The organism is Dongshaea marina, from assembly GCF_003072645.1.
Classification (GTDB): domain Bacteria; phylum Pseudomonadota; class Gammaproteobacteria; order Enterobacterales; family Aeromonadaceae; genus Dongshaea; species Dongshaea marina.
Window position 1 is genome coordinate 3,083,480 of sequence record NZ_CP028897.1, and the last position, 22,403, is coordinate 3,105,882.

At 53.8% G+C, this 22,403-nt stretch carries 15 protein-coding genes; 6 read left to right on the forward strand and 9 right to left on the reverse strand.

Annotated features, from left to right (window positions below; genetic code table 11):
- Positions 1 to 330: 330 nt before the first annotated feature.
- From DB847_RS14575 to DB847_RS14610, 8 genes are all read right to left on the reverse strand, one after another.
- On the reverse strand, positions 331 to 2,109 hold the full coding sequence (locus DB847_RS14575) for a putative bifunctional diguanylate cyclase/phosphodiesterase (RefSeq protein ID WP_108651352.1): 1,779 nt from the start codon (positions 2,107 to 2,109) through the stop codon (positions 331 to 333).
- 42 nt (positions 2,110 to 2,151) lie between these two features.
- Positions 2,152 to 4,980 carry a response regulator gene (locus tag DB847_RS14580; protein ID WP_108651353.1) on the reverse strand — a complete coding sequence of 943 codons (2,829 nt, stop codon included), beginning with the start codon at positions 4,978 to 4,980 and terminating at the stop codon, positions 2,152 to 2,154.
- Positions 4,973 to 10,033, reverse strand: coding sequence for a DUF4347 domain-containing protein (locus DB847_RS14585; RefSeq protein ID WP_159084833.1), 5,061 nt, complete (start codon positions 10,031 to 10,033; stop codon positions 4,973 to 4,975). Before DB847_RS14585 ends, DB847_RS14580 begins: the two co-directional genes overlap by 8 nt.
- A gap of 10 nt (positions 10,034 to 10,043) precedes the next feature.
- Positions 10,044 to 10,964 carry an efflux RND transporter periplasmic adaptor subunit gene (locus DB847_RS14590; RefSeq protein WP_108651355.1) on the reverse strand — a complete coding sequence of 307 codons (921 nt, stop codon included), beginning with the start codon at positions 10,962 to 10,964 and terminating at the stop codon, positions 10,044 to 10,046.
- 52 nt (positions 10,965 to 11,016) lie between these two features.
- Positions 11,017 to 12,450, reverse strand: coding sequence for an efflux RND transporter periplasmic adaptor subunit (locus DB847_RS14595; protein WP_108651356.1), 1,434 nt, complete (start codon positions 12,448 to 12,450; stop codon positions 11,017 to 11,019).
- Positions 12,432 to 13,133 carry a hypothetical protein gene (locus tag DB847_RS14600; protein ID WP_108651357.1) on the reverse strand — a complete coding sequence of 234 codons (702 nt, stop codon included), beginning with the start codon at positions 13,131 to 13,133 and terminating at the stop codon, positions 12,432 to 12,434. The genes DB847_RS14595 and DB847_RS14600 overlap by 19 nt, the downstream gene beginning before the upstream one ends.
- Before the next feature lie 11 nt (positions 13,134 to 13,144).
- On the reverse strand, positions 13,145 to 14,434 hold the full coding sequence (locus DB847_RS14605) for an efflux RND transporter periplasmic adaptor subunit (RefSeq protein WP_108651358.1): 1,290 nt from the start codon (positions 14,432 to 14,434) through the stop codon (positions 13,145 to 13,147).
- Positions 14,435 to 14,644: 210 nt separating this feature from the next.
- The gene (locus DB847_RS14610) at positions 14,645 to 15,532 is read right to left on the reverse strand and encodes a LysR family transcriptional regulator ArgP (protein WP_108651359.1); all 888 of its coding nucleotides are present in this window, start codon (positions 15,530 to 15,532) and stop codon (positions 14,645 to 14,647) included.
- 92 nt (positions 15,533 to 15,624) lie between these two features.
- Here DB847_RS14610 and DB847_RS14615 point away from each other — a divergent pair, with 92 nt between their 5' ends.
- The 3 genes from DB847_RS14615 to DB847_RS14625 all read left to right on the forward strand — a co-directional run bounded on the left by DB847_RS14615 (position 15,625) and on the right by DB847_RS14625 (position 18,656).
- A complete protein-coding gene (locus DB847_RS14615; RefSeq protein WP_108651360.1) occupies positions 15,625 to 16,245 on the forward strand; it encodes a LysE/ArgO family amino acid transporter in 621 nt (206 codons plus the stop codon).
- Positions 16,246 to 16,263: 18 nt separating this feature from the next.
- On the forward strand, positions 16,264 to 16,965 hold the full coding sequence (locus tag DB847_RS14620; protein WP_159084641.1) for a B3/B4 domain-containing protein: 702 nt from the start codon (positions 16,264 to 16,266) through the stop codon (positions 16,963 to 16,965).
- 602 nt (positions 16,966 to 17,567) lie between these two features.
- Entirely contained in the window at positions 17,568 to 18,656 is a 1,089-nt protein-coding gene (locus DB847_RS14625; RefSeq protein WP_159084642.1) for a hypothetical protein, read from the forward strand.
- Positions 18,657 to 18,824: 168 nt separating this feature from the next.
- Here the strand turns inward: DB847_RS14625 and DB847_RS14630 are convergent, their stop codons facing one another.
- The gene (locus DB847_RS14630; RefSeq protein ID WP_108651363.1) at positions 18,825 to 19,811 is read right to left on the reverse strand and encodes an NAD(P)H-quinone oxidoreductase; all 987 of its coding nucleotides are present in this window, start codon (positions 19,809 to 19,811) and stop codon (positions 18,825 to 18,827) included.
- A 207-nt stretch (positions 19,812 to 20,018) separates the two neighbouring features.
- Between DB847_RS14630 and DB847_RS14635 the strand changes: the two genes are divergently transcribed.
- From DB847_RS14635 to DB847_RS14645, 3 genes are all read left to right on the forward strand, one after another.
- Positions 20,019 to 20,507, forward strand: coding sequence for a DUF2878 family protein (locus tag DB847_RS14635; protein WP_159084643.1), 489 nt, complete (start codon positions 20,019 to 20,021; stop codon positions 20,505 to 20,507).
- Positions 20,508 to 20,637: 130 nt separating this feature from the next.
- Positions 20,638 to 21,330 carry a pirin family protein gene (locus DB847_RS14640; protein ID WP_108651365.1) on the forward strand — a complete coding sequence of 231 codons (693 nt, stop codon included), beginning with the start codon at positions 20,638 to 20,640 and terminating at the stop codon, positions 21,328 to 21,330.
- A gap of 10 nt (positions 21,331 to 21,340) precedes the next feature.
- Positions 21,341 to 22,345 carry a glutathione S-transferase family protein gene (locus tag DB847_RS14645; protein WP_108651366.1) on the forward strand — a complete coding sequence of 335 codons (1,005 nt, stop codon included), beginning with the start codon at positions 21,341 to 21,343 and terminating at the stop codon, positions 22,343 to 22,345.
- Positions 22,346 to 22,403: the final 58 nt, after the last annotated feature.

Consider the following 22,403-nt stretch of genomic DNA (forward strand, 5'->3'; position numbering starts at 1 on the left):
TGAAGTACTTGAGCCATGGGCGAAGTTATTCGTGGAATAACGTAGCGCGAGGTATGGACACCGAGCAGGGAAAGGTTATCAAGGATGGTAATCGGCGAGTCACCTAGCTCGATGGAGGGGGGATGTTGCTCCCGGAGCAACTTCACGCGAGATAGGATATCGAGCTGGGGAGGTTTATCAAGGATGATAAATGCATCGCGCGGAGTAAGGTTTTGCCTACTTTTGACGATCTAAAAGTAGGGTGCAGTCGGGCACCCCCGACATTGTCTGAAGTTGTGGTGCAAGCGAAAGCACCCAGATAAGCGGTACAGACAATAACGCTTATCTGCACTAGGGCTCGGGTGTATTGCCTAACGACTGGTGCACATACTCGCGGAACGCTTCTGCCGGAAGTGGCTTGCTAAAATAGTACCCCTGGATCACATCGCTGTCGGTGGTCTTTAGAAAGTCCAGTTGCTCCTGAGTCTCGACTCCCTCGACCACCACCCCAAGCTGCAGGGCCTTTGCCATGGCGATGATCGCCTGGACGATCAGCACCTCATCCTGATTATCCGGCACCTCCATGATAAAGGCTCTGTCTACCTTGAGCTCATCGATTGGGAATCGCTTGAGATAACTCAGGGATGAGTAGCCGGTGCCAAAGTCATCAATAGACAGACCAACCCCAAGTTGCTTGATCGCCTTGAGAACCTTGATGGTTGCCTGGACATCCTGCATCGCCATGCTCTCGGTGATTTCGATCACCAGCTGCTGGGGTTGTAATCCCGACTGTTGCAGTGCCTCGGTCACCCGGCTTGGAAAATCACTCTCCTTAAACTGCTGCCCCGAGACATTGACGCACACCTTCAGGGCTCCCAGGCCTGCGCGGGTCCACTGAGCGGTCTGCAGGCACGCCTGCTGGAGTATCCAGCTGCCGATAGGCACGATCAGCCCCAGCTCCTCGGCCAGGGGCACAAATTGATCCGGTGGGATCATCCCCTTTTGTGGATGAACCCAACGGATCAGTGTCTCCATGCCTATCGTTTGATGGGTATGGATATCCACCTTGGGCTGGTAGTGAAGTTCCAATTGGTGATTGGCCAGGGCCTGGCGCAGATCCCCCTCCAGGGCCAGCCTCTTGCGGGACTGCTCATTGATGGTGCTGGAGTAAAACCGGTAAAGATCCTTGCCCTGCTCCTTGGCATGGCGCATCGCCGAGCTGGCACTCTGAATCAATTGCTCCGGATAGTGACCATCATCGGGCGACAAAGAGATGCCGATGCTCGCGGTGACAAATAGCTGCTGACCGTTTATTTCGAAGGGATGGTGCAGATTATTGATAATTTTTCGGGCAATCGCTGCGGCCTCTTCCGGCCGCTCCAGCACGGGAAGCAGTGCGGTAAACTCATCGCCCCCTAAGCGGGCTAAACACTGAGAATTATCCTCTGAGCTCACCACCTCCTCACTTTGTACCACCTCCTGGATCCGCTCGGTCACTGCCTGCAGTACCCTATCCCCGACCTGGACCCCAAAACTCTCATTGATCTGACCAAAGCGGTCCAGAGCGATGCTCAGCACCGCCACCTGCTTTGCGATAACGGCGGCGCTCTGCAAAGCCCAGCCTAAGCGATCGATAAACAGCTTTCGATTGGGAAGCTGGGTCAGGCCATCATAGTAGGCCAGTTGATCCAAATAAGCCTTGAGAGCCAGGGTGTTTCTAAGGCGCAAGATTAGCTCACTGGCATCCACCGGCTTGGCCAGAAAATCGGTGGCCCCAAGCTCCAGCGCCTTAAGCTTGGTCGGCGCATCACTGGATGAGGTCAGCACGATCACCGGCAGGTAGGCAAACTCCTGATGCTGACGGATTTGACTTAAGATCTCAAACCCAGAGATCTCCGGCATAACCAGATCCAGCAGTAGTATGTCCGGGCGGCGTTTCTCTAACACCGCCATCGCCTCACGGGGATCTTCGACGCTGATGAAGCGCTGATAGCCCTCATCCTCTAAGAAGGCCTGCACCAGCTCCATCATGATCGGCTCATCGTCCACCATCATCAGAAGTGCATCTTTAAAGTCCGTATCATTGAGTCTTGCACTGTCGGATCCCTTGATCCGGCGCTGAGTGTCCATATCTGCTCCTGTTGGGCATCCCAAGGGGATCTTCTCTATCCCCTAGTTAAGGTTAATTCGGCTACAAATGATCTGAATGATCTCCAGTAACTGCTGGCACTTAGCCCACTCACTGTGTTTGGCTGCTACCTCGAGCTCGGCAGCAGGCTCGGTGAAGAGCTCAAAGCCCACAGAGCCTCCGGCTCCCTTAAGCCAGTGAGCCAGCTCGCTAAGCTGCTGAGACTCTTTAGCCTCAAGAGCGTTTGCCATTTCGCTCACCTTCTGCTCAAGTCGCGGGATAAATTTCTCGACGATCGCCCTGAATCTCTCCCCCTGGGTAGCAAGGGAGGACTCGACTCGCTCAGGGATCTCCCACTTGTGCTCCCGGACCTGCGGCTGGGGTGCTGCCTCCGGCTCAATCGAGATCCGATCCCTCAGGGCTGTTATCTCTACAAGCTGTGACTTACAGGCTTCCCCCTCTCCCGCCCTGGCGCTCTGCTCAAGCTCTTTTGCCAGTGAGGTAAACCCTGAGAAACCAACCGAGCCCGCAGAGCCCTTGAGCCAGTGTGCCAGCCGGGCCAGCTCAGCAAGATCCCCACTCTCAAGGGCGTTGCTCATCGCCACCAGCTGGCCATTGAGTTTGTGCACAAACTTCTCAACCAGGGGCTTAAATTTAGGATTTTTCAAAGCAAGCTCTGAATAGATAAAGTCTGAAGTTTCAGGTTGCGCCAGAGGCTTTGGATCAGGCTGTGACTCGGGCCTGGTCTCAAGCTCAGTGGCTCCGAGGAGCGAAGCCAACAGTTTAAGAAGCTTGTCGATCTGGATCGGCTTACTCATATAACCTGAGTAGCCGGCATCCAGGCAACGCTGCTCAATGCCTTTCATCGCATGGGCGGTGAGCGCGATCACCGGAAGCTCCAACCCCTGCTCACGCATCTTACACACCGAGGTGTAACCATCCATATTTGGCATCTGCACATCCATCAGCACCAGATCGTAGGCCTTGCGGCTGACTGCGCGCAGCGCCTGTGCCCCATCATGGGCTTCATCCGCTGCTATTCCCTGCTCGGCCAGTACCAGCTTGATGAGTTCACGATTTTCCAGGCCATCATCCACCACCAACACCTGTGCATCCGGGAACTCCCAGTTTTGTCCGCGAAGATCCTGCTCGGGCTCGGGCTGGGCCAGCAGTTGCTCGGGGCTCAGAAGCTCACCGACCGAGTCTTTGTCGAGCTCAAAAACCATGATAAAAGAGCTGCCCACCCCAGGCTCACTCTCTATCCGGATCTCTCCCCCCAGTGCCATCACAAATTTTCGGCTAATCGCCAGCCCCAAACCGGTGCCACCAAAACGGCGAGTGATGGAACTATCGGCTTGGACAAAGGGATCAAAGACACTTTGTTGCTGCTGCTGCGTCATCCCGATACCACTGTCTTTAACCTCCAGCTCCAGCTCCCGGGTGGCCGGATTGAAGCGGGTTATGATGCTCACTCCCCCTTTTTCGGTAAACTTGATCGCATTGCCAACCAGGTTGATCAGGATCTGGCGCATTCGGGCGGGATCACTGTGGATCTGGCTTGGCATCTCCCCCTGAGGCTCATAGCAAAGGGTTATCCCTTTTTGCTCGGCGCGCACCCTGAGCACCTGGATCACATCCCAGATAATCTTGTGCAGGCTGGTTTGGGTCTGCTCAACCTCGATATGCCCCGCCTCCACCTTGGAGAGATCCAGAATATCGTTGATCAGATCTAAAAGATGGGTGCCATTGGTGAGTATGGTATCCAGGTAGTGGCGGCTTTGCTGAGCGCTCTTGCCATAACCACGCTGCAGCGCCTCGGTGAAGCCCAGGATTGCATTCATCGGGGTGCGGATCTCATGACTCATGTTGGCCAGAAAATCACTCTTGGCCCGGTTCGCCGCCTCCGCTTCCTCCTTGGATTGGCGCAGCTGAACCTCTTTCTCTTCAAGCTCTGTAATATCATCAAAACTAACCAACACCCCGCCCGCCTTACCCTCATCGGCAAGAACCGGCGAGCAGTTCACCATGAAGGTACGGCTCTCATTTGACAGCTCCAACTTGAGCATCCGGTTGGTCTGGGTCTGTCCTTCCTCAAGGGCCAGGCTCCAGGGATAGTCACTGCTTTCGGCTTGTGCCCCATCGAGCCGCCTCCAGGCCAGACGCTCAATCGCATAGCCCATCAGGCTTGCCGGGCTGCGATCCAGCAGGGAGGCAAAAGCACGGTTGGCCAAAACGATCTGCTCCTTGCGATCCAGAACCACCAGGCCTTCTGCCATGGTATCCAGGGCCGATCGAACCCTATCGGGGATCGCCTGGTTGGGATCTAAATGTTTGAGCATCCTGCCGAGGTAAAGATAATAGAGGATAAACAGGCAAGCGCTGGCAAACAGAATAAACTGCACCAAAGGGCGCTTGAAGAACCCCAGCCAACCGCCACTAAACAGGGGTTTAAACTGAAGTTCAACCTCGCCCCAGACCTGCTTTCCCGCCATCACTGGCACCTGCATATAGGTATCGGCAGATAACTGACTCACATCCTGGCCAGGCCACTGGCTGCGATGCTGCCCCACATCGATGACCAATCGCTGGTCGGCACGTCTGACCCCGGCCGATAGCAGCTCGGGATTGCGTGAAACCACCAGCTTGAGGGTTGACTCCAACCGGCTCAGATCCGACTGAGTAATGAGGCTGGAGCTATTGGCGGCGATCGCTTCGGCAAGTGCCACCCTGTCCTTGAGCTTGATGGTTTGTGGGTCGGGAAGCACCCCGATCAACATGGCGATCAGTACCACACTCACCAGCATACCGATCTGACCCAGGGCGATTCTGGATTTGGTACTTCGGGCAAAAAAAAGGCGTTTGATTCTATCCATCCCTGGTCTTATCCTCCGCGGCTGTATCCTGGTCTGGTGTTTCGTCGGGCTTTTGGTGATCGGCCACAATATCCTGGAGTCGTTCCTGCTCCTCGGGAGTTTTCTCTTCACTCAGATCTGCAGAGTGGGAGAGGATCGGCAGAGGATCGATAAAGCGCCAGGCTGGCAACGAGCTCAGGACGGTACTGAGCAGCACCCCGCTTCGGGCCAGCCAGATCACATAACCTATCGACAGGCCGGTCGACAACGCAATCGAGCCGCCAATCAAGGTGGTCTCAACCTTCATACTCTGCTGAGCCCGCTCGTTCAAATCATTGAGCCCATGAATAAAATCACTTGAGTCATAAAGGGCAAGGGGAGCAAGCTTGGAGCTCAGCAAGCGACTGAAGGTAGTCGTGGTGAAAAGGTCACGCTTGACGGTAACCCCAACCTCGGAGTCAGACTCCTGGCCCCGGGATTGCAGCTCATCCTGTACCAGGGAGTCGGCAACCTGGTGGGTCAGTTGTGACAGGGAGAAGGGGGAAATGGCATTGGCTATCAAGTTGTCAAACTCCCCGCTATCCGCCATCACGGGAATATCATCCTGCGCTTCATCAGCAAGCAGAGCCTCACTCTCATCGAGAGACTCTTCCGTGCTCTCATCCTCTTCAGCCACCTCTGCCTCCTGCTGCACCAGAGCAATCGGGGTCGGAATTGGAGTCACAACCAGCGACAGCGGGCTACTGGTCACAGCCTCTGCTGTGCCTCTTTGGTCCTGGTAGCTCAGAGTCACCGTTAGCTGCTGGCCGATATCTGCGGCACTAAGCTGATAACTATCCCCGGTTGCCCCCGCTATGGGCTGACCATTTATCTCCCACTGATAGCTAAAATCTCCCAGGCCATCGGCATCGGTTAAGTTATGGCTGAGGGTCATGGTCTGACCAATCCCAACCTGACCGACTATGCTCACACTCCCCTGGGGAAGATCATTGATATTGGCGATCTCTGCGGTCGCGCCACTATAGAAGGTTCCCTCATCTGTGCCCTGATCATCGGTATAGCTCACCGCAACTCTGAGAGTTTTCCCCACATCCTGGTCGGTGGGGTTATAGGTTGCGGCATTCGCTCCCGCAATATCCTCCCAACCGGCACGAGCCAGGCCGGGCTCAAAGCGCTGCCATTGATAAGCCACAATGCTGATGCCATCCTGATCGCTGAGGCTGCTGAGATCCGCCTGCAGAGCACCATCTTCGATGGACTCCCCGGTGATCTGTGGACTACCAACCGGCAGATCGTTCACATTCGCAATGGCTCCGCTGCTATCGCTATAGATGGGTCCCTCACGACTGTCTCGATCATCGGTATAGCTCACCCCAACCCGGATCTCCTTCCCTGCATCCAGATCGCCCAGCAGATAGCTACTGGTGGTGGCCCCACTAATGTCAGACCATACCCCGGCTGAGAGTCGCTGCCACTGGTAGCTGAACACGGCACCACTGATACCATCAATATCCGTGATGCCAGCGGCATCGACGCTCAGGGTTTGATCTTCACGGGGGGCGCCACTGATGGCGGGTTGACCCGATGGCAGATCATTGGTATTCGCCACCATCTCACTGGCAGGGCTATACAGGGGTCCCTCAAAAGTCCCCTGATCATCGTTGTAGGTCAGCTCCAGGCGGATTTGTGAACCGATATCCTGACTGGTCAGGGTATAACTGCTATTTTTGGCCCCCAGTATTGATTGCCAGCTGGCCCCATCATAGCGCTGCCACTGGTAGAAAAATCCGGCCGAGGTGCCATCGGCATCTGTGAGAGTGCTGGTATCGGCAAACAGCTCCTTGTATTCAGCAAGGGTACCGGTAAAGGATACCGATCCCTGAGGCGAGTCATTGACATTAGCAACCATGGCTGTTGCTGCACTGTAGAGGGTCTCCCGGGTTCCCTGACCATCGGTGTACCAGACCTTGACCCGGATCTCTTTATCCACATCGGCATCATCCAGGATATAGTTCTCACCGGTTGCTCCGCTAATATCAGTCCAACTTGCCCCTATCAGATGCTGCCACTGATAGTTAAAGCTACCCAGTCCGTCGATATCGGCGATGGAGGAGGTCACGGCGCTGAGGGTTTGATCTTCAGTCGCTGTTCCACTAATCGTGGGTAGCCCCGTTGGGTCGTCATTCAGATTGGCAACCGCGGCTGTTGCCACGCTGTAGAGCGGCCCCTCGCCCACCCCGGTGTCGTCATTAAAGGTGACCGCTACCCTGAGCTTAAGGCCGACATCGGCATCCCCCAGAGTATAATTTTGGCTGGTAGCACCACTAACATCCGTCCAGCTCACCCCGTCAAAACGCTGCCATTGGTAGCTAAACACCGAGGTTGCTGTGCCGTCGGGATCACTAACACCCGAGGTTACTGCGGTTAAGGTTTGATCCTCGGTCGCTGTGCCAGTGATGGTCGGAGCGCCAGAGGCCGGGTCATTAATATTGGCGATGGTAGCGCTGGCAGCACTGTAGACAGGACCCTCGGCGGAGTCATAATCATCGACGTAGCTCACCCCAAGGCGAACCTGCCTGCCCACATCGGCATCGTCCAGGGTATAACTGATGCCCGTAGCACCACTGATATCATTCCAATTGGCGCCATCGTAGCGCTGCCACTGATAACTAAATACCGCTCCGCTCATCCCATCGGGGTCGGATATACCCGAAGTGTCACCGGTGAGGATTTGATCTTCGGTTGCGCTACCAAAGAGAGTCGGTACCCCGGTTGGGGCATCATTGAAATTCGCGACACTGCCGCTGGAAGCACTATACAGGGGACCCTCTGCGGTTCCCCAATCATCGGTATACTCAACCTTGACCCGGACCTCCTTGTCCACATCGGCATCATCCAGGGTATAGGCATTATCGGTTTCTCCGCCGATATCAGACCAATTCACGCCATCATAACGCTGCCATTGATAGGTAAATGCACCACTGATCCCATCGACATCCACAATTGTGGAGTTGTCCACCGACAGGGTCTGATCTTCCTGAACTGTCCCCACCAGACTCGGTGCTCCTGTCGGCAGATCGTTAAGGTTATCTATGGTGCCGGTTTGCAAGCTATAGATGGGGCCTTCAGCAAACCCTCTGTCATCGGTAAAGCTCACCCCGACTCTGAGCTGCTTGCCGACATCATTATCACCCAGCAGGTAGGTCGATGCGGTGGCTCCGGAGATATCGGTCCAAACACTGGCCTCAAAACGTTGCCACTGGTAGCTAAAGCTGCCTGAGATCCCATCGGGATCGCTCAGCCCGGATGTTCCGGCGGTCAGAGTTTTATCCTCCAGAGTCACGCCACTAATGTCAGGAAGTCCGGTCGCCGGATTGTTGCCATAAATCAGGGCCAGTGCTTCGGGAGACTCGGCCGCACTGTCCAGGCCAATCTCACTCCCATCAAACAGCATGGCTGCATCCAGATTGGTGGAAGCGCCGGTTCCCTGCAGCTGTAGCAGCAGGAGATCATTGGCCTGAGCATCGGCCAGATTGTTATTCCCCACAAAATCATCATAGGCATTGAGGGATACCACCAGCTCTCCCTTCTTGAGCGTAATCCCTCCCACACTATGATCTTGCTGTACCAATTCCACACCACGAATACCCGAATCAATATTGGCCATCGTGCCATCGATAAACAGCTGCTGCCCTGTCACAGAGGTTGATCCACTCAAGGCTCCAGCAATGGTTCCCCTCCAGATATCCTCACCGGCCAATGCCTTGGAGTTATACAAAAAGTCACCCGGATTAAGGGTGGCCCCCGCCACCGTTGTGGTCTGCTCCACCAGGGCAAAATCTTTGAGATCGTCCGCAACCGGATTCTCTAACAGGAGGGTAAAGGTGCCGCTGCTGTAGTCACCGCTGTTGGTGGGGCGAAACAGCACCATATCGGCACTAGTCACTGTTAGTCCGGAGAAATCCTCAGTCGCATCGGTGGAGAATAAAATATCCCCGGCCTGAAGATCATAGGTGTCAGCCCCTTGCCCTACGGTCAGATCCCAGGTCACCATATGCAGGCCATCCAGGGTCAGATCCCCATCTGTGGCATGGGAGGAGAGATCCAAAAATGAGTTGAGGGTGCCGGTTGAGGGATCGGTTGCCAGAGCCAGGTTGGGATCGGTCAGGTTTAGCACCTCACCACTGCCCCAGCTGGTGAGGCTAGTGACCCCACTTGGAGATGCAACATCGGCAGCCGTCGCCAGGATAAAGCCATTTTGCGGCGGTGAAACCAGCAGCTGCTGCCACTGGCTGGCCGAGTCTTGACTAAAGAGCTCCCGAGTTTCTATATTGCCGTAATGGTATTCAAGGCTCCAGTCGCCTCCAAGCTCGGTACTTCCGGTGAGATCCTCACTGGCCGCTACATCCGCTCCGGTTAGCTCAGACAGCTCTGTCAGCAATACCTGTCCCTGGGCATTTGCAGCCAGGTTACAGCCGTAAATCAGGATGTCGGCCTCTTCACTGAGACCGGCTTGCCAATTCACAAGCTGCTGCTGATAACCGGGCAGACTCGAACTATTCAGCGCTGCATCCCCCAGGGTCAGCTGGCCCGGACTGCCGTGGCTAATCAGGTGCAGGGCCTGAATATTGTCAAACTGTGCCAGGGTATCGCTGATGAGCTCGACCCCATCGCCCTCCAGCATGATGGTCAAAAGCTCACCCTGACGATCTTTCTCAATGCTATCGAGCAGGATCTGGTAGTCAGCCACCGAAACGTCCACGAACACAAGCTCACGAATTTCGGAATACGCAGAGAGTGCAAGGAGCGAAGTATCAGGCTCCAGAGAGTCGCTCTCAAGAAGTGGCTGGGGTGTGCCTTGAGGATCTTCCTCCCCGGAGGGAAGATCCCGGGTCACTAAAGAGCTCAGCAGGGGATCGATATCTGAGGTTTGAGAGAGTTCGGGCTGGAGCTCGGTTGCCGCCGCTCCCACCCCTATGGGATCGGCCGAGAGCAGCAGCCGCTCTTCCAGGCGCTCCAGCCAGTAGGGAGTTTGAAACTCTTTGGGAGCTCGTTTATCTGTGGATCCTTTCACCCTGCCTCCTTCACCCCTTAACCGATAAGATCCCGGGGCCAAGCTTAAGGATCTGCTGATAAATGCTCACCGTCTCAGGCAAACGGCCATCTCCATAGTAAGTTGTCTGCTCCACATCATGGCTGTTGGTTTGGGGACTAAACTGTAGGGCACACTTCACCCCAGCCGGGATCCTGTGCTCGGGATTCGGCAGAATCAGATGCACCCCAAAGGAGCCGCTTCCCACATCACCAATTCGATCCACCGAGCTGACCCTGGCATACAGGGGCTCCGAGTTGCTATTTTCCGGATGCACCTGGGCCTGCATCCCGGGTTTGATCTGGCCGTAAAAACGCATCGGCACTATGGTTTCGACCTTGAGGACATCCAGATTGACGATCCTGACCACAGGCTGCTCCTCGACGTATTCACCTACCGACTTGAGGCGGCGATGGATCACCCCATCAATGGGTGAAGTCAGGGTCTTTTGTGCCAGCTGTGCCATCGAGCGCTTGAGTTCAAGTTGGCGGATCTGCTGAAGCTCAACCGCCTGCTTCAAGGCACCCGAAGAGAGATCCACATCGCGATCGCTCTGCTCTTTATCGTGCTCCGACACCAGTTTTCTCTGAAACAAACGGCTAAAGCGTTGCTGGCTTCGCCTGTCATAGCTGAGATTGGCCTGACCTATCTCGACCTCGGATTCGATTTTGGCGCGGGCCTGGGCCAGCTCAACGGTCGCCTTTTCGACGCGAGCATCCAGGAGGGCCACCACATCACCGGCCTTAACCTCCTGACCACGCTCCACCAAGATGGAGCTGATCACCCCGGAAACCGGACTACTAAGATCGATCTCATGTTGTGGCAACAGCACACAGTCCATTGCCGGCAGCTCTTCTGCACACAGAGGGAGTGCACAGATGCTCAACAATAATCCCTGATATAGCTTTCTCACACTTCACTCCTTGCTGTATCGCGATGCCTTTAACTCAGCAGCCAAGCTCTCGTTAAACAACCCCCTGATCCCACCAGCCCTGTAAAGCCCCATGGATCATCTGCGCCAGGCTCCGGGGTGGGTGCTCAAAACGTATGGTCACATGCCGTCCCAGATAACGCCTTCCCTTGACCTGTGGAAGCTCCAGATTAAACAGGAACATGGGGGCCAACAGCCGGGTGCCGGAGCTATCCCGGGTATCCACCCGAATATCTCCCCCAGCCAGGGAGCCAAGCAGGGGGGTCGGCAAAACATCTGTAGCCTGGGGCACCTCGTGGATCCTTGCGACCTTTGTCTCGGGACCTGTCCCCGAATGAAAGCGTACCCTGGCCGAATGCAGTTGCCCGCGGATCTGTTGCGCGACAGGCGCCGGAAGCAGGGTTTGGATCTCAACCGTTTGCAGATTGTCGACATAGCCCACGGCCGTCCCCTGTTTCAGATAGCGCCCCTGCAGATCCCTGATCCCATGAATATTAAGATAGCCACTTCGCCGGGCTTTGAGGGTCAATCCCTGGATCCGTTGACGGTTATCAGCAAGCTCGGTGTGGAGCTTGCGAAGCTTTTCCTGTTGCAGCTGGGACTTTGCAGGCTCAGAGACCAGGTAGCGGCTTCGCTCGTTGCGAGCCCTGGTTAACTGCAGCTCGAGTTTCTGCTGGCGGACTCTCAACTCCGGATTATCTAAAGCCAGCAGAGATTCTCCTTCCTCAACCCACTGCCCATTCTTCACATAGATGGCCTTCACAAAACCTGAGCTTTTCAAGCGTAGCTGGGCATCCTGGTGCAGAGTAACCACCCCATGGGCGTGGGTCGAAGTTTTAAACGGCGTAAAGAAAAGCGCCCCTCCCAAAAAAATACAGAGCATAAAACCGAGCGAACATCGGATCTTCACCCCCTGCTCTGCTCCCTTGCGAAGGGCGATAAAACAGAACTTCAGAAGGGGCCAGCCAATCTGCAGCACTAACGCCCACAGGGCCAAGGTCAGCCCCAGCCAAAACCAGAATGTACTGACATACAGGGCAATCGACAGGCTTAGGAATATCCGGTAAATAATGGCTGACACCCCATACCCGAGCAGCCAGCCCTTCTCACCGGGCAACAGGGAGAGCGCATCCAAGCGAATACCAAACAGATACTTGAGGCTCTGCTGCTGCAGATAATCTTTCGATCGGGTTGCCAGGTTCTGCAGACCCAACCACTCGGACAGCAGGTAATATCCATCAAACTTAAGCAGCGGGTTGGCGTTAAACAAAACCGTTGAAACGCCCCCAATGAGAGCCAGATCAAAGCCGATATCCCTGAGTAGCAGTGAATCACTCCCCAGCCACAGCCCGAGGCCGATACAGGCGATCACAAGCTCGGCCAGCACCCCGGCTGCCGCCACCAGCATCCTCTGATATTTTTGAGAAAAACGAACACTGTGTGAGGCATTCACATAGGGGATCGGCATAAAGATAAGCAGTAGCAGCCCGGCTTCGGGTACCTCTCCCCCCAGCGGCGCAGCGCCATTACATGGGCCAGTTCATGAAACAGTTTCAAAAACGGGTAGAGTCCCCACAGCCACAACAAGTTGAGAGGATCATCGAGCCGGGCCCTGGAATACTCAATCAGCTCGGGCCAATGACTGATGCAGACCCAGCCACCCCAGATCAGGATGAGGACAGTGATCCACAGGGAGTAGCGGCTAAACAACAGCGAGCAACATCGCTGCTGCCAACCAAGGTAAGGCCTGGGATCAAAGGAGATGAGCTTAAAGCAGAAGGGATTTGCCAGTACCCGAAGGGCAAGGGGTTTGACCAATCGGGGAGATGAACTTAAGGAGGCTCCCTCAACCTCAATGAGCCGATGCCTGATAAGCTCAGCCAGCAGCTGGCACAACTCCCGGGGAGGCTTGTCGGGAAATGTCCCTTCGGTTTCCTGATAGCTCTGCTCAAGGGTTTTCTGACCATCGAAACTGACAAGAAGCCGATGGGTCGTCTCATTGATCCGAAACTGCTCACCACGCCCCGGGCTCTCTATCACCCACCACCGGCATCCCCGCTCCACACGAGGATAAAAATGAAGGTCGGAGGAGAGGCGGATCTTAGACCGATGAAGACTCTCCCAGATTTGGTTTGCCTGCTGCCGGGTCATCCCGTCTCCTGTCAGGGGCTCCACGCCCAGAATTTAAGGCGTAGCCAGTCGATGAGATCATGGGTTAATTGCCATCCCAGGGTCGCCTTGCCAACTTTGATCTTAGCGATCCCACGCATTCCGGGGCGAAGGGCTTCTCCCCTGGCCTCAATCCTTGCTTCACACAGATAGCTGGTCCCGAGCTCCCCATCGGTAAACACCATGCTGCGTTTCTCAATGATCAGGGGGAACTCCTCGCCGGGAAAGGCGTTGAGAGTCACCATTCCCTGATCCCCCGCAGTCATCCGATCGATATCCCGCTCATCAACCTGCAGCTCCACCCGGTAACGCGCCAGAGGTGCCATCTCAAACAGAAGCTGTCCCTTCTCCAAAGGCGCTCCGACCGCCCGGCGCAGATCGCCCGAGATAATCACGCCATCGATGGGCGCCTTGAGCTCAAGCATCTCCAATTTGTTTTGCAAAAGCTTGAGATCGGCCTTGAGTTCATCAAGCTGACTAAGGTAGAGGCGCGACTCGGCGTAGTGCTGTTCGGCCAGAGCCTGGCGATACTGTTTACGGAGCTGATCCTGTTTGAACATAAGCTGCTGCTGCCTGAGCCTGAGCTCTCGTCCGTCCAGGGTTGCGACCGGATCACCGGCTTTGAGGCTCTGTCCTGCCCTGGCATGGATTGCCAGCAGGTATCCATCAAAGGGGGAGACTATGGCCCGCTCGATCTCCCCCTCGATCGTGGCCTGAGAGTGAATACGATATTCAGCGGGGATCATCAGGACGGTGCAGAGGATCACCAGGACAGAGGCAGTAAAAAGACAGAGCCTGCTCCGTGAGCTCAATGCTTGCCACTTCATCTTAAGAGAGCGGGTTGCCATTGATTCATTTGAAGGTGGCTCCGGCGGAGGCGAACCAGAAGTCTCCTGTGAGCAGTCTGATAAACCTCTCTCAGAGCTGGCGGTTTCTTTTAACAGAACGAGCCATTCACCTCCCCATTGAAGAATATGCAGAGCGCGCTGAACCTCTGACTGGCCCGGAAGCATATCAACCACCACCACATAGCTTGTCCCCGGAGTATTAACCCCAAGGGCGAGCTGAGCTCCCTGCTCACCATCCCCCATCTGTACCATGGGTGCTTCACGTTGTACCGCCATCTGTGCCAGGGGCAAAAGTTCGTTTACCCTTGCGGGATTGAGTGAGTCGGGATAGCAAGCCACCGGCTCCATCCCATCCTCCAATGACAAAAAGAGCACCGCCTGCTGTACCTGGCCAAGCATCTGACAAACATTTGACAGCCATCGGGTCTCCAACATTATGCATCCTGCCTCGGAGTTTATATCCACCTAAGTGTAGCCATTTGCGTACAATCTGTTATCTGCGGAGCACAGAGATAAAGCCGGGTCAGTGGCTATTGCGCCTCACCTGCGCCATAGATGGCTATCTAGCAGTATCAATGCCAAAATGTCTTAATGACATCCAAAGGCTTGGCTGACAAGGCGCTTGCGGGGAAAAAATACGCTCGCCTAATAGAGGCCGGTTTTACAATAGTCACACAAAATCCGGGTGATGCGTCCCACCATGCCCCCAGCCAGGGTCCAGTGGTGCCAATAGAGCTTTCGCCGGATGCTTTGACCGGGGAGTAGATTGATGAGCCTGCCATCGGCCAGGAGCTTTTCTGCCTGCAGTCTTGGGATAAAACAGTAGCAGCTCCCCTGCTCTGCCAGTTTGACAAAAGCCTCCGAGGAGCGGGCATGATGACAGATCCCCTGGTGCTGACCCCAGCCCATCTCTTGAAGAAAGCCTTGGTGCAGATCGTCGACATAGTCGAATACCACGATCGGGGCGGATAGAAACATCTGCTCCGACTTACCCTTGCTAAAGAAATGGTTGGCAAACTCCGGTGCGGCAACACACAGGTACTCCATCTCACCGAGCCGTTCCACCGAACACCCGGGCAAAGGGCTCTCTTTGAGACTTACGGCACCCACCACCTCGCCTCTGCGCAATCGCTCCAGAGTCCGGCTCTCATCTTCAACCAGCAGGTCCAGCGCCAGGGCGTACTCGTTTAACAGCGGTGAAAGCGCCGGGACCAGCCAGGTCGCCAGGCTATCGGCATTGACGGCGATCGACAGTGAGGTGAACTCAGCATCATCGGCGCTGAGCTCGGGTAACAGCTCCTGCTCCAGCAGGTGTACCCTGCGGTATAAGCCCAACAACTTCTCTCCAACCCGGGTTGCCCTTGGCGGCTGGCTTCGGATCAATACCGGCTGAGACAGCCATTTTTCTAGTTGCTTAATTCGCTGTGAAATAGCTGACTGGGTCAGACTAAGTTCACAGGCGGCCTCTTCAAAACTTCCCTTGGCGATCACTGCATCCAGAGCCGTGAGCCAACGATAATCAAGCCCTCTCATAAGCCTCTCTTATGATATATAAAAATTATTAGCTTACTTTATAACATAGCTCCGGATAGGCTGAGCAGATATTTTCCTTCCCGGAGTTAGCTATGTTTTTCTCATTACTCGCCCAGGGCTTTGGCCTGGGAATCGCAATGATTCTGCCCATTGGGGCACAGAATGCCTACCTTCTGAATCTTGGCCTTAAAAAGCGCCACCACTTGCTTAGTGCCAGCCTGTGTAGCCTGTGTGATCTCGGACTTATCACCCTGGGTGTGTTCGGGATGGGCCAGGTATTTGGGTCTAATCCCGCACTACTGATGACAATTACCCTCGCCGGGATCGCCTTTTTGTGTGGCTATGCCTTGCTGTCACTTAAAAGTGCCGTCAAACCTGCTCTCGAATCCGGCACCTCAGGCCAGCTTTCCAATAAAAAATGGCAAGCCGTAATACTGGGCACCCTGGCAGTGACCCTGCTCAATCCCCAGGTTTACCTGGATACCCTGGTGATCTTTGGATCGGTTGGGGCACAGTTTAATCTGGAGCAAAAAGTCGCCTTTACCCTTGGCTCAGTGATCGCCTCCATTGTCTGGTTTTTCTCACTGGCCACGATCGCGGCCAGACTCTCTTCCATTTTATCCAAACCTATCACCCGGAGAATCATAGATATCCTGGTCGCACTGATCATGCTGGTGATTGCCGGAACTTTAGCGATGCGTCTTTTTAACTAAGCAATGCAAGGAGTAACGATGAACTTATCTATTGAACCTTCCATCCTGGCTCAACATCCAAGCCTCCAGCTCGGTGTCCTTCATCTTCAAGGGGTGAACAACAGCATCAATCCCTCGTTGGCACAAAGCATTCAGGATGAACATAAAATTATCAGAGCTGAACTTGAGGGGAAACTTATCCGCGACCTCCCTCAGGTCTCAGTGTGGCGTACCATTTATCGCCAATTCGGTGCTAAGCCTAAAAAACATCTCAGCTCGATTGAAAACCTGCTGACACGGCTTCAAAAAAGCCAGGGATTAAGTTCTATCAACCCCTTAGTTGATCTCTATAATCTGGTCTCTTTAAAGTATCGACTCCCGGTAGGAGGTGAGGATCTCGACAAGGTGACAGGAGATATTGAGTTAAGGTTTGCCCGATTAAATGAGCCTGAAATCAAGTTGCTCGGTGATCCGGTCCCGAGAGCCCCTTCCCCAGGTGAAGTGATCTATGCCGACGATAAAGGAGCAATCTGCAGGCGTTGGAACTGGAAAGAGGCAGAACGCACTAAGTTAACCGAACAGACCCAAAATGCACTGATCGTGCTGGAAGCCCTGGAGCCGACTCAACATCTGCTTGCCGATGCCCTGGGTGAGCTGAGCCAGAAGTTCAGTCAGCATTGCGAAGCTGAGATCAGCTGCTACCTAATGAACCGCTCGACCCCTGCAATCAAGCTTGTTTAGCACCATTTTTAACACGCTGCTCTCAGAGCATCCCCCTGAGAGCGGCAGGTAACCCGACTCAGGAAAGAGCTCCTCACAGACTTTAGGCCCAAAGTTGCCAGGCTGCTGCTCCTGCTGGGTAGCCAGACCAGAGCGCCACCAGATGCCCGAAACCGAGTTTTCCCGTCGCTGTACTTGGCAATAAGCAAACGGGCCTTGGAACTACCCTTGCTACCTTTGCGCTTGTGAGATTTCGGCAAACATTGATCGTCGCTCGCTTGGTAAACCTTGGGTTATCCGTCTTTAAAGATTCATACAGAACTCACTCGTCATCCTATAATTCAGACAAAGCCAGTCACATTTAACATAAAAGCTCTTTCGCAAAATTTTGAATAGGGTATTTCAGGTCAGCGGTGATTTATCAGCCTGGCTGAAGAAAAATTAATGTGGGCTTTGAGGATCTCTCTGGCATAGATTTTTATCAGAGAGTTAATACCAGCATTTTGTGCGCTGGATGTTTAGTAGCAAAATCGACCCTTGAGAACCCTTGTTCTGAGTCGTCCGATACATAATCGATTGGTAAAAAACTCAACAACTGAAACTTAAATGGAGTTAACAACCCAATGAAACGTATACGTCTATCAAGTCTCGTTGCTACTTTATGCTTATCTACCGCTGCGGTACAGGCAGCGCCGGTAACACCTGCGAGTATCCACACACCATTCACTCATAATGTCGGTATCGATTTTGCCACCAATATGACCAACTGGTACCCGGCCGGGGATCGGCAGGCGCAAATTAATGATTCGCAAAATATGCTGGAAGGGATTGTGAAGCATTTTAAATTGATCCGTGTGTACTCCATGTTTGTGCCGGGGTGGAATAATGATGTCGATCCTGCAACTCAGGCGCTTGCCAATGTCATGAACACGGGGGGCAATAGTGATGTAGAAGCGATTATTGGTACCCAGAATAGTTTTGACAAATTTTGCACCAGCTCAGATCTTTCTGACACCTGGGTGAGTAAATTGGTTCAGACCTTTGGCTCGAACACGAGCAGGATTAAAGCCGTGCTTCTGGGCAATGAGGTTAATGCCCAGGGTGGTATTGATGCCACCAAGCTTGAGTCCTGTATGAAAAATATGAAGCAGTCTATGGCCAACGCTGGGTTAGGCAATATACCAATTAGTGTTTCTTTTAATTTATTACCTCGCGATAACAGCCCGAATAGTATTTTTGACCCACTGGTGAATGTCATCGTCAATAATTGGGATAATTCCTGGAATGGTGGCTATCCGTTTGTCATGTATGATCCGTATCCCGATGCGATTACGACCCCTCAGGGCACCCATGACCCGAAGTTAATTGCCGGAAAAGCCCATGAGGTATTTAATGATTGGTATTCCGATATTGTAAATAATTATGCAAGTCGCTTTAATCATAGTGGCAAAACCTTACAGGTGTTTATTGCTGAAACGGGCGCAGAGGGCAGTCTGACACAGGATGGTTCGACTTTGATCAATAATGCATTGCTTCAGGAGCTTGATAGTCAGTATAAAAGTAATAATGGCAAGACGGTCCCGACGATTATGGAAGAAGCCGCCAATCAAAGTAAGAAAGCCGCAGGGCAACAGATGATGGGACTGTTTGATAAAGATGGGAATCCGATTAGCGGTTTGATCCTTCCTGCCTGGACAACTAAGCATCGGTAATTTCAGATTTTTTCATTGTGGGGTAGAGATACTGGCTTAGTGTCCGGAGGTTGCTGGCAAGCATGCTACCCGGAGCTAAGTGGTTGCACACCAGACACAAGAGTCTTTGTGTGCTGAATTGACAATGGCGGTATCATTACCGCCACTTTTTATTACACCCCATAGCCTCTATTCACCAGCGACCTGAAGAACGACCTTGCCAAGATGCTCTCCTGATTCCAGATAGGCATGGGCCTTATCCGCATCCGCAAGGTCAAATACCCGGTCGATCACCGGCTTGACCTCACCCGCAGCTATCCAGGGATAGACATGTTTGCGGAGCGCATCTGCAATCCCCTGCTTAAAAGTGATCTCCCGGGCTCTCAGGGTCGATCCTGTGATATGCACCCTTTTTTGCATCAGCCGCTTCAGGTCCAGCTGCGCTTTCTGGCCACGCTGAAACGCAATACAGACCAGGGTGCCCTCCTGGGCGATCGCGGTTAGGTTTTTATCCAGGTAATCTCCCCCCACCATGTCTAAAATCAAATCGACCCCATCTCCTTCGGTCAACTTCAGGACCTCTTCAACAAAGTCCTGTTCTTTATAATTCAGGACTACATCGGCGCCGAGCTCTTCACAGAAACGACATTTTTGCTCGCTGCCTGCCGTCACAAAAACCCTGGCTCCCACCCGCTTAGCCAGCTGAATCGCGGTTGTACCGATCCCACTGGCTCCACCATGGATAAGGACGGATTGCCCGGATTTAAGGCCTCCACGCTCAAAAAGATTGCTCCAGACCGTAAAGAAGGTTTCAGGAAGAGCCGCAGCCTCGACCATGGAGAGTCCTTGAGGAATGGGCAGACACACGCAGGCTGGCGCTGCTACATATTCTGAGTAACCTCCTCCGGTGACTAACGCACAGACCCGGTCCCCGATTTGGAAATCGCCCATATCCCCATTGCTGGCAACTATCTCACCGGCGACCTCAAGCCCCGGAATTAACGAGGCACCGGCTGGCGGTGGGTAGTAACCTTTGCGCTGGACGATATCCGGGCGATTCACTCCGGCAGCACAGACCCGGATCAGGACCTCCCCCGCGGCAGGCTCAGGTTTGGCTTGTTCAGTTAACTCCAGGACCTCGGGCCCACCAAAGTGGGTAATATCGATGGCTTTCATCAAACTCTCCATTCATTGATACATTCATCCGATGATAATCAATCCTGGACTGTGCTGCAGGGAGCTAGTCGGCAAATATGCAGATCATACAGGGCTCCCCGGGGTGACCATCACCTCTTGCTTGACTAACCCATGCGCCAGCTCTCAGACTTAATCCAAAGGGTGAAGCACTGTCATTGTCCATGCTTCCCGCTAAGAGGAGTAAGTATGCACCTTGGGATAAGCTCAGTCTGGTTTATTATGCTGGTACTGCTGGCGCTTTACGGACAGCAGCAATATCAGCTTTGGCTCGCCCTGGCGCTCATCATGACCTTCGCATGGGATCGCGCTGCGCTTAAGATCATCTTTTCTCTTCCCTTAACCGGGATCTGTATCGACTGGTTACTAAGCAAAACCCACTTTGTTGTTTTTGAGCCCGGCGGCTTCCCACTGTGGTTACTGATGTTGTGGCTAGCCCTGAGCTGGTACCTGTGGCAATGGCGGAGCTACCTGGCCAGGGTGCGGGTGTTACACCAGATGCTATGCGGTTTCATTGCCGGATTGCTGTTCTATGCTCTGGCCCTGTCTCTGGACACCCTGTATTTTCCCCAGGGAACCTGGCAAACCCTGCTTCTGCTCGCTCTTTGGTGGACTCTGCTACTCCCCCTGATGGTGCGCTGCGTGCTTTGGCTGAATGCACAACTCGAAACCGGCTGACCTTTGCTACCCTTATGTTCAAATTTTATGATGTCACCCATCGTAATTCTTCGTTTTTAAAGCAAAACTCCAGGGTCAATAATGTTCACATAGCAACAGTTAATTTGAACATTGGGGTTCGGGAGGCAGCATGTTGCAGATCTTAAGATCTAACGAGCGTGGCCATAGCCAGCTGAGTTGGTTAAATAGCTACCATAGTTTCTCCTTCGCAGATTTCTATGATCCACAAAAGATGGGAATCTCGGTTTTGCGAGTTCTCAATGAAGATGTTCTGGCTCCCGGCGGTGGCTTTGCGATGCACTCCCATCGGGACATGGAGATCATCACAGTGATGCTTGCAGGAGAGCTGGAGCATAAAGATAGCCTGGGGAACATCTCTCGCCTGCGGGCCGGGGAGATCCAGATCATGAGTGCCGGTACAGGGATCCGTCACAGTGAATATAATGCCTCTATGGAAGAGCCGCTGCATCTGCTGCAGATCTGGATTAAGCCCAACCAACTCGGACTGCCCCCGCGCCATCAGCAACAAAGGCTTGGGATGGAGCAAGGAAATCAGCTGCTGGTCTCTCCTGAGGGCGCTGGTGACAGCCTGAAAGTATTCCAGAATCTTCAGTTGTACCGGATGGTACACCCCGGGGGAACTTTGCAACTGCCTGAGCTCAAAGAGGGCCTTGGCTATCTGCACCTCATCGGCGGCAGCCTCAAACTTGAGCAAGAAACACTCGAGACCGGAGATGCACTTATCATCCAGGATACCCGGCCCCGGCTACAGGTCGTTGAAACTCTGGACGCCCTCTTATTTGATCTCCCAACCAGGCATTAAGGAGCTAACCATGGGTCTATTAGTTAAGGGTCAATGGCAGGATCACTGGTACGACACCCGGTCAAGTGGCGGGCGATTTGTCCGTGATGAGTCGCGGTTTCGTGACTGGATCACTTCTGATGGCAAGCCTGTCCCGGAAAGGGAGTTGGGGTTCAGGGCTGAGGGCGGACGCTATCACCTGTATCTGTCGCTCGCTTGTCCCTGGGCACACCGCACCCTTATTTTTCTTAAGCTCAAGGGGCTGGAGGAGCTCATCAGCTACAGTATCGTCGAGCCACACATGCTGGAAAATGGCTGGGAGTTTTGTCGGGAGCATGGATTTTCCGGACTGCATCAGCAGGGAGCCACTGCGGATCCCCTCTACCAGAGCGAGTTTCTCTATCAGATCTACCTCAGAGCGAGACCCGACTATTCGGGGAGAGTCACGGTTCCTGTGCTGTGGGATAAACAGAATCAGACCATCGTCAGTAATGAGTCCTCAGAGATCATCCGAATGTTCAACCAGGCCTTTGATGGGCTGACAGGAAATCGCCTCGATTTCTATCCAAACGAACTTCAAGCGCAAATTGATGAGCTTAATGCCTGGATCTATGAGCGAGTGAATAATGGGGTGTATCGAGCCGGGTTTGCCACCAGTCAGCAGGCCTATCAGGAAGCGGTTCATCCCCTGTTTGAGGCTCTGGATGTGTTGGAGCAGAAACTCTCAATACAACGCTACCTGCTTGGGGAGGTACTCACGGAGGCAGATTGGCGGCTCTTCACCACCCTGATCCGTTTTGATGCCGTCTATGTCGGGCACTTTAAAACCAACCTGAAACGGATTGCAGATTATCCGCATCTGCAGGGCTGGCTAAAAGAGCTCTATCAGTACCCGGGGATCCGTGAAACCGTCAACTTCAACCATATCAAGCAGCACTATTATTACAGCCACCAGCAGATCAATCCAACCCGGGTGGTACCGGCAGGCCCCGAGCTGGATCTGGACTCCCCCCACGGGAGGGAAAAGATCGGTTAACCCAGTCACCACAAACCTCAATTGAGACCTATACTGACAGTGAGGCCATACACAAGGA